The sequence below is a fragment of the Acinetobacter sp. YH12254 genome (assembly GCF_013417415.1).
GTDB lineage: Bacteria > Pseudomonadota > Gammaproteobacteria > Pseudomonadales > Moraxellaceae > Acinetobacter > Acinetobacter pseudolwoffii.
On record NZ_VPEB01000033.1, the window covers coordinates 1 to 7425 of the forward strand.

7 protein-coding genes and 2 pseudogenes are annotated in these 7425 nt (G+C 36.9%); 4 read left to right on the top strand and 5 right to left on the bottom strand.

What is annotated here, in order from left to right:
* Positions 1 to 106 (top strand): annotated as a pseudogene (locus tag FTV29_RS14615) (IS1 family transposase); the annotation flags it as partial.
* A 260-nt stretch (positions 107 to 366) separates the two neighbouring features.
* On the opposite strand, the gene FTV29_RS14620 reads toward FTV29_RS14615, so the two are convergent.
* A complete protein-coding gene (locus tag FTV29_RS14620; RefSeq protein WP_136144375.1) occupies positions 367 to 876 on the bottom strand; it encodes a hypothetical protein in 510 nt (169 codons plus the stop codon).
* The gene (gene mobQ, locus FTV29_RS14625; RefSeq protein ID WP_159516850.1) at positions 873 to 1844 is read right to left on the bottom strand and encodes a MobQ family relaxase; all 972 of its coding nucleotides are present in this window, start codon (positions 1842 to 1844) and stop codon (positions 873 to 875) included. Before mobQ ends, FTV29_RS14620 begins: the two co-directional genes overlap by 4 nt.
* A 208-nt stretch (positions 1845 to 2052) precedes the next feature.
* Between mobQ and FTV29_RS14630 the strand changes: the two genes are divergently transcribed.
* Positions 2053 to 2337, top strand: a complete 285-nt coding sequence (locus FTV29_RS14630) for a hypothetical protein (RefSeq protein ID WP_004856445.1) — start codon at positions 2053 to 2055, stop codon at positions 2335 to 2337.
* Here the strand turns inward: FTV29_RS14630 and FTV29_RS14635 are convergent.
* Together FTV29_RS14635 and repM are read right to left on the bottom strand one after the other, a co-directional pair.
* Positions 2334 to 2630: a hypothetical protein gene (locus FTV29_RS14635; RefSeq protein ID WP_004856442.1), complete on the bottom strand. Its 297-nt coding sequence runs from the start codon at positions 2628 to 2630 to the stop codon at positions 2334 to 2336. The genes FTV29_RS14630 and FTV29_RS14635 overlap by 4 nt on opposite strands.
* Complete coding sequence (repM, locus tag FTV29_RS14640; protein ID WP_004856439.1) at positions 2627 to 3550, bottom strand: replication initiation protein RepM; 924 nt, start codon at positions 3548 to 3550, stop codon at positions 2627 to 2629. Before repM ends, FTV29_RS14635 begins: the two co-directional genes overlap by 4 nt.
* 1122 nt (positions 3551 to 4672) lie before the next feature.
* Here repM and msr(E) point away from each other — a divergent pair.
* Complete coding sequence (gene msr(E), locus FTV29_RS14645; RefSeq protein ID WP_000052512.1) at positions 4673 to 6148, top strand: ABC-F type ribosomal protection protein Msr(E); 1476 nt, start codon at positions 4673 to 4675, stop codon at positions 6146 to 6148.
* 55 nt (positions 6149 to 6203) lie between these two features.
* Positions 6204 to 7088 carry an Mph(E) family macrolide 2'-phosphotransferase gene (locus FTV29_RS14650; protein WP_000155092.1) on the top strand — a complete coding sequence of 295 codons (885 nt, stop codon included), beginning with the start codon at positions 6204 to 6206 and terminating at the stop codon, positions 7086 to 7088.
* A gap of 231 nt (positions 7089 to 7319) precedes the next feature.
* On the opposite strand, the pseudogene FTV29_RS14655 reads toward FTV29_RS14650, so the two are convergent.
* Positions 7320 to 7425 (bottom strand): annotated as a pseudogene (locus FTV29_RS14655) (IS1 family transposase); the annotation flags it as partial.

Consider the following 7425-nt stretch of genomic DNA (forward strand, 5'->3'; position numbering starts at 1 on the left):
GATCAGGCGAGGCTTTAGGAGAAGCTGCAACTTCTCCAAAAAGCTTGAAAATCATTACAAAGCCTTTGATTTAGCGTTCTTTTATATCAATAATGGATTCGTTTAATGCCAGCATACTTTTTGAAACACCACCAAAAAATTTAACATAAAATCTCATATACGAAATTCGGGTGTTAGAACCCATTCAAAGTGTACTCATCAGTACACTTTGAAATTTTGATATAAAAAATTTAACATAAAATCTCTTATACGAAATTTCAGCTCGATGCTTTGAAACATGGCTTTAGCCATGTTTCAAAGTCGGGCAACTTTGCGCTTGCTGTAATCTGATCAGTAATGAGAAAAACCAAGCAAAGTACCGATCATCTAGTATTTTTTAGGGTCGATCTGACACCAGTCATAGGTTTTTTCTTTGACGTTATTTGGTTGGAATGAGTAACACGGCTTTTTCGTCATGATTCTGACGAGTGTTTCTCCATCATCAACTTTGATTTGAAGTGCATATTGTTCTAATGCTTTCTTATCTGCTCTGCGCTGTTGAATTTCATCAAGGCTTGGAACATACAAAAATATAGCCAAAAGCAATACGAGAACCAAAGCCACAAAAGTACTGGCAAAAAACAGGATAAATTTTGCATTTAGTTTAGCTGTAACTTGGTTTAAATGCTGAATACTGTTGTTCAATGCGCCTGTATGCTTCTTATTTGCGTTTTCTAGCGACTTTTCAGCCTTATTGAGCACTCCGCTAGCCACTTCGTTGTAAAACGTCTCTAATCGCTTGTTATCGTCTGCTATGGCTTCTCTGTATTCCTTCATAGATGCCAATAGAATATATAACTGATCGTCTAGGTCTAAATCATCATTTTGGTTACTCATCGTGACCATCCATCATTATCTAAATCTCGTGATGCCTTACGATTTGCTTGTTCGGCTCGTTGTTTATCTAATTCTTGCTGTCGCTTCATTTCCGCTTGGCGTTCCAGTTCTAGGCGTTTGCTTTCTTGGTTCTTCTGCCATTGCTCAAAACCTTGATCGACACGGTTTAAACCACGCTGTAAAACGCTCTCTTTCTGCTGTTTCTGTTGGTCAAGTTGTTGGGTATTCTGCTGTTTGACGTTGTCATTGAAACGGCTAATTTCAGTGTCTATGCCTTGTCTGCGTAATTGAGTGACTTTGGTGCCTTCATGGATGGTGGCTTGTAGTCCGTTGTTCTGATCGGCATAGCTGCGGTGATCTATTTTTTCTCGGTAGCCTGCACGTTCCAATGCTTTATTGGCTAACTCTGCCCATGTTTCTCTAATTTGCTTAATGTCTTCTTGGGTTGTCCCCATACCAAGGCTTTTTCGTTTGGCGTTGCTGAGTTCAATATCGGTTTTGGTGGTCAGAGTGAGTTTTTTGTCTGCGTCCAATTCGGCTTTTCGGGTTGTGAGCATGATATGGGCGTGATGGTTTTTATCATTACCGCCTTTACTCGGTTCATGGATGGCTAAATCTGCGATTACGTCATAGCGATCAACTAAGGACCTGGCAAAGTCTTTTGCCAAGTCCTTACGTTGATCAGCGTCTAATTCATCAGGCAGGGCAATCACCCATTCTCTAGCGGTTCGGGCATCTTTGCGGTTCTCGGTTTTTTCTGCCAAGTTCCAAAGTTCGCCACGGTCAATTTCAATATCTAAATTAGAGATAATTTCAGAATGGGCGACACCGTCTTTTCTCGTAAAGTCATGGGTCAGCCCTGTGCGTTCATCTTCTAGTTTTTCACCTGCACGATAAGCACTTGATGCAACCGCAGTTCGTCCTGAACTTCGGTTAACTGTTTTAGTTGAACAATGATAGATTGCCATGCAGTCGCCTTGAGATGCTTTTGCTTTTAAAAAATTGCGTAGCAGTTTTTTGGGGTTAAGGGGATACCCCTTACGCAAACTTTGACTTGGATGAAATCCAAGTCGTAAGTGCCATTTCATGAAAAACACGATAGCATATAGCCCGCTTGAATTTCAATTCATAGGGTTTTATGCTTGAGTGGTTTTCTATATCCCGAAATTAACCGTTATGACAAAATCTGCTGAAAATATCGAAAAGAAAATTGAAGCCCAATTAGAAAAGTTGAAACAGTTAAAAGCTCAAAAACAGGCTATTGATGCAAGAGAAAAAACCAAGCAAAAGGAACAAGAAAGAAAGGACGATACAAGACGTAAAATTTTGCTCGGTTCTTACTTAATTAAAAAGATGCAATCTAATGAAGCCAATAAAGAAAAAATACTCGCTGAACTCAACGAATATTTAACAGAAAATAGAGATAGACAGCTTTTTGATTTGCCCGATATTGAAGCCTAATTTTTCTTAGCTGTTTGGTTGTTCTGTTCGGCTTGATACTCGGGAATGAGCGTATTTAAAACCTTTTGAATATTGTCTTTGTCCTCTATCTGCAAATTATCTCGATAGTAAATTAAGTCCTGTATTTTGCTTTCCATCTGCATTTTTTTGGTGGGTTCTGCATTTTTGGATATTCGAGATAATAGGAAGATATAACCGCATATATTTTCCCTCGCAATTTCATAATTTACGATGTCGAGGTATTCAACGGTCACATGTTTTAGATCAGTTGATAGGTTGTTTAATTTAATCATGGCTGAAATCCTGATTTTTCTAATATTGGATAAAGCTCTCTGAATTTTTCAGGCTCTAAAAGCATATCTGCTATACGGATAGCAAATTGTTGGTAGCTTTCTGTACCTTGTGAATATTTCCCCATTTCAGGCATTTCTGACATTTTATTGGCAAATAAATGGCGTTGTGCATCGGTCATTTTGACAAAAAAGTCAGGTGTGTTTGGGTCACGCTTAGAATCTAATTTTTTCGGCTGTGATTTTTGCTTAAACTTAAATGAAAAACCAATAATTGAACGACCACGTTTGTGTTGTTCATACTCTGCTTTTATATCTGTGTACTCATTAATTTGATCAATGGCAAGGTGTAAAACTTTTTCTTTAAATTGCCCCATTCTCTTGTATTCGTTGGGTTCTATGCCTAATTTTAATCTTAGCTCTTCTAGCTCTACCATAGTCACTTTGCCTGTACTACGCCATGCGATAAGCAACTCATACAAGCGTATAGCGTAAACACTAGTTAAACTGCTGACTTGCTCTAGTTCATAACTGGTGAAGTGTTTTTCTAAATTTGTAATCAACGGTACAACATCATCAGAAAACTTAATACGAACAAGAGCTTCATTTTCTACATAAGATATTCGTTGTACCCATCGACTTATTACATTCTCAATGTTGCCCTTTTGAGTCAGCTTTTGATAGCTAAATCTACGATCAAATAGGCTTTTGCAAGCATCTTTAAGAACTTTATAGGCTGTATTTCTATGAACATTGAAATGGTTGATATAGCTTTCAGCATGAATCGTCAAATCTTTATCATTGGGTGTATTTGATTGCCTAGCTTCAAGTATGGCTAACAGTATTAAACGTTGTTCTGATAGGTCTAAATTATAACTGGCATTTATTAGTGCATTATCTTTAACGACTAGTTCCTTTTTCATAAGCACACATGTTTTTTAAATATATAAGTACACTCTATTTTATTGAGTGTCACTTTGCAAGATAAAGGTGTACTTATTGCAAGATAAAGGTGTACTTATTGCAAGATAAAGGTGTACTTATTGCAAGATAAAGGTGTACTTATTGCTATTTTTATTCTTATATATCAATTAATTGTAGAGGCTAAAAATTAAAAAATTAAAAAATATTAAAAAGAGGGGAGTGCTTAAAACTGCCCTATGTACTCGCTAAAGCTCGTACTCTATTGAAGCTCGTTCCTCGCTTCATGGGGCAGTTTTTGGTTAATCCTGTTTATGAAATCTAAAAGCAAAAGCATTGGTAATGTATTCGCTTCGCTCATACTTTTTGAAAAGCAAAAGCTCCAAAGTTCGCACCCATTCGGGATGCTCTGTAACTACCGTTTAAAATCGAAAGGGAGCTTGTAATCAGAGAAAAAGCGAGGTCGAAATTTTGATGATGCTCAATCGCTCGTAGACACTCGCTCGGTTCTTATTATCTAGGTTTTAATTATTTACTGGAGCTAATCAAAGTTGTGAAACATTGATGAAATATTAGTCGTGGAACGTGAAGAATCATAAAAAAAGCCCGAGCATGACGTTTCGGGCTATTAAGTATTGACTATAACATTGAAAGATAATGAAAATATCTAAGCATTTCGGATAAGGTGTATTATGTTAATTTTAGAAAATCTTCACTACTATTATTTTAAAATAAGCCTTATATCCAAGCATAAAACAAGGTTGTCTAGACTTCTTTTAACAGTAAAGTTATCATAAAACTGAATTTTATTTTTTAGGTAAGTTTATGCATTCTATCCGCATTCGTTAAGACACAACTATTTGCATAGTGACACTATTTTATAATGGTGGGCTTTTGTTGTGTCTTTAAGAATATATGCGGATATATAAAGTAAAAGTATGCTTAATTTATAAGTATGCTTTTAGTGCATAGTTTCCAGTTATAACTTAATTGACTAGCTATTTGTCCACCCTGTGGATGAATAGCTTTTTTTTTGGGAGGACACTGTGATGCTAGCTTTTGTTTTCACCTAAATCCTGTTTGCTGCATAAAAAATTTCAAGAGCTAAACAGGAGTAAATAAAAATGAGTTTAATTATTAAAGCGAGAAACATACGCTTGGATTATGCTGGGCGTGATGTTTTGGATATTGATGAATTGGAAATTCACTCTTATGACCGTATTGGTCTTGTGGGTGATAACGGAGCAGGAAAGAGTAGTTTACTCAAAGTACTTAATGGCGAAATTGTTTTAGCCGAAGCGACATTACAGCGTTTTGGTGATTTTGCACATATCAGCCAACTGGGCGGAATCGAAATAGAAACGGTCGAAGACCGGGCAATGTTATCTCGCCTTGGTGTTTCCAATGTACAAAACGACACAATGAGTGGCGGAGAGGAAACTCGTGCAAAAATTGCTGCCGCATTTTCCCAACAAGTACATGGCATTCTAGCGGATGAACCAACCAGCCACCTTGATCTCAATGGAATAGATCTACTTATTGGTCAACTTAAAGCATTTGATGGAGCATTACTTGTTATCAGTCATGACCGATATTTTCTTGATATGGTTGTAGACAAGATATGGGAGTTAAAAGACGGTAAAATTACGGAATATTGGGGTGGTTACTCGGATTACTTGCGTCAAAAAGAAGAAGAGCGACAACACCAAGCCGTAGAATATGAGCTGATGATGAAGGAACGGGAGCGATTAGAATCTGCTGTGCAAGAAAAACGCCAGCAAGCTAATCGATTAGACAATAAGAAAAAAGGAGAAAAATCCAAAAACTCTACCGAAAGTGCTGGACGACTTGGGCATGCAAAAATGACTGGCACCAAGCAAAGAAAACTGTATCAGGCAGCTAAGAGTATGGAAAAGCGTTTGGCTGCATTAGAAGATATTCAAGCACCAGAGCATTTGCGTTCTATTCGTTTTCGTCAAAGTTCAGCCCTAGAACTGCACAATAAGTTCCCGATTACGGCAGATGGTCTGAGCTTAAAATTTGGTAGCCGTACTATCTTTGATGACGCTAACTTTATAATACCGCTTGGCGCTAAAGTCGCTATAACTGGATCGAATGGAACAGGGAAAACGTCCTTGTTAAAAATGATATCAGAACGTGCTGATGGATTAACCATATCTCCAAAAGCTGAAATTGGCTACTTTACACAAACAGGATATAAATTTAACACGCATAAATCTGTGCTCTCCTTTATGCAGGAAGAGTGCGAGTACACAGTTGCGGAAATTCGTGCAGTATTGGCTTCAATGGGGATCGGAGCGAATGATATTCAAAAAAACTTATCCGACTTATCGGGAGGTGAAATCATCAAACTGCTTTTATCCAAAATGCTTTTAGGAAAATATAATATTTTGCTTATGGATGAACCAGGAAACTATCTTGACCTAAAAAGTATTGCCGCATTAGAAACAATGATGAAGTCCTATGCAGGAACTATTATCTTCGTATCTCATGACAAGCAATTGGTCGATAATATTGCTGACATTATCTACGAGATCAAAGACCACAAAATCATCAAGACTTTTGAGAGAGATTGTTAATGATAGCCAATCTAATCCGAACATTAATTATTGAACTCTTTAAAGGAAATTAAAAATGACAATTCAAGATATTCAATCACTTGCTGAAGCACACGGCTTGTTGCTTACGGACAAAATGAATTTCAATGAAATGGGCATTGATTTTAAGGTCGTTTTTGCTCTTGATACAAAGGGGCAACAATGGTTGCTGCGTATTCCTCGTCGTGATGGCATGAGGGAACAAATCAAGAAAGAAAAACGCATTTTAGAATTGGTAAAAAAACATCTTTCTGTAGAGGTTCCTGATTGGAGAATTTCATCTACAGAATTAGTGGCTTATCCCATACTTAAAGATAATCCTGTTTTAAATTTGGATGCTGAAACCTATGAAATAATTTGGAATATGGACAAAGATAGCCCGAAATACATAACATCTTTGGCAAAAACCTTATTTGAAATCCATAGTATTCCTGAAAAAGAAGTTCGGGAAAATGATTTGAAAATTATGAAACCTTCAGATTTAAGACCTGAAATAGCAAACAATTTGCAGTTAGTAAAATCTGAAATTGGTATAAGTGAGCAATTGGAAACCCGCTACAGAAAATGGTTGGATAATGATGTTCTATGGGCAGATTTCACCCAATTTATACATGGCGATTTATATGCTGGGCATGTACTAGCTTCAAAGGATGGAGCTGTTTCAGGCGTTATTGATTGGTCAACAGCCCATATAGATGACCCAGCGATTGATTTTGCTGGGCATGTAACTTTGTTTGGAGAAGAAAGCCTCAAAACTCTAATCATCGAGTATGAAAAACTAGGGGGTAAAGTTTGGAATAAACTATATGAACAGACTTTAGAAAGAGCAGCGGCCTCTCCTTTGATGTATGGTTTATTTGCCTTAGAAACTCAAAATGAAAGCCTTATCGTTGGAGCAAAAGCTCAGTTGGGAGTTATATAATTTAAAAATATGATTGCTGAGAACTGCCTTGTTTTGAAACTTGGTTGGCTTTAATTAGTTTTTAGTATTCTTTATAGAAAATGCCTCGATCAAGGGGCATTTCTAACAATCATTTAACATAAAATTTCATATACGAAATTCGGGTGTTAGAACCCATTCAAAGTGTACTCATCAGTACACTTTGAAATTTTGATATAAAAAATTGGTGGTGTTTCAAAAAGTATGCTGGCATTAAACGAATCCATTATTGATATAAAAGAACACTAAATCAAAGGCTTTGAAATGATTTTCAAGCTTTTTGGAGAAGTTGCAGCTTCTCCTAAAGCCTCGCCTGATT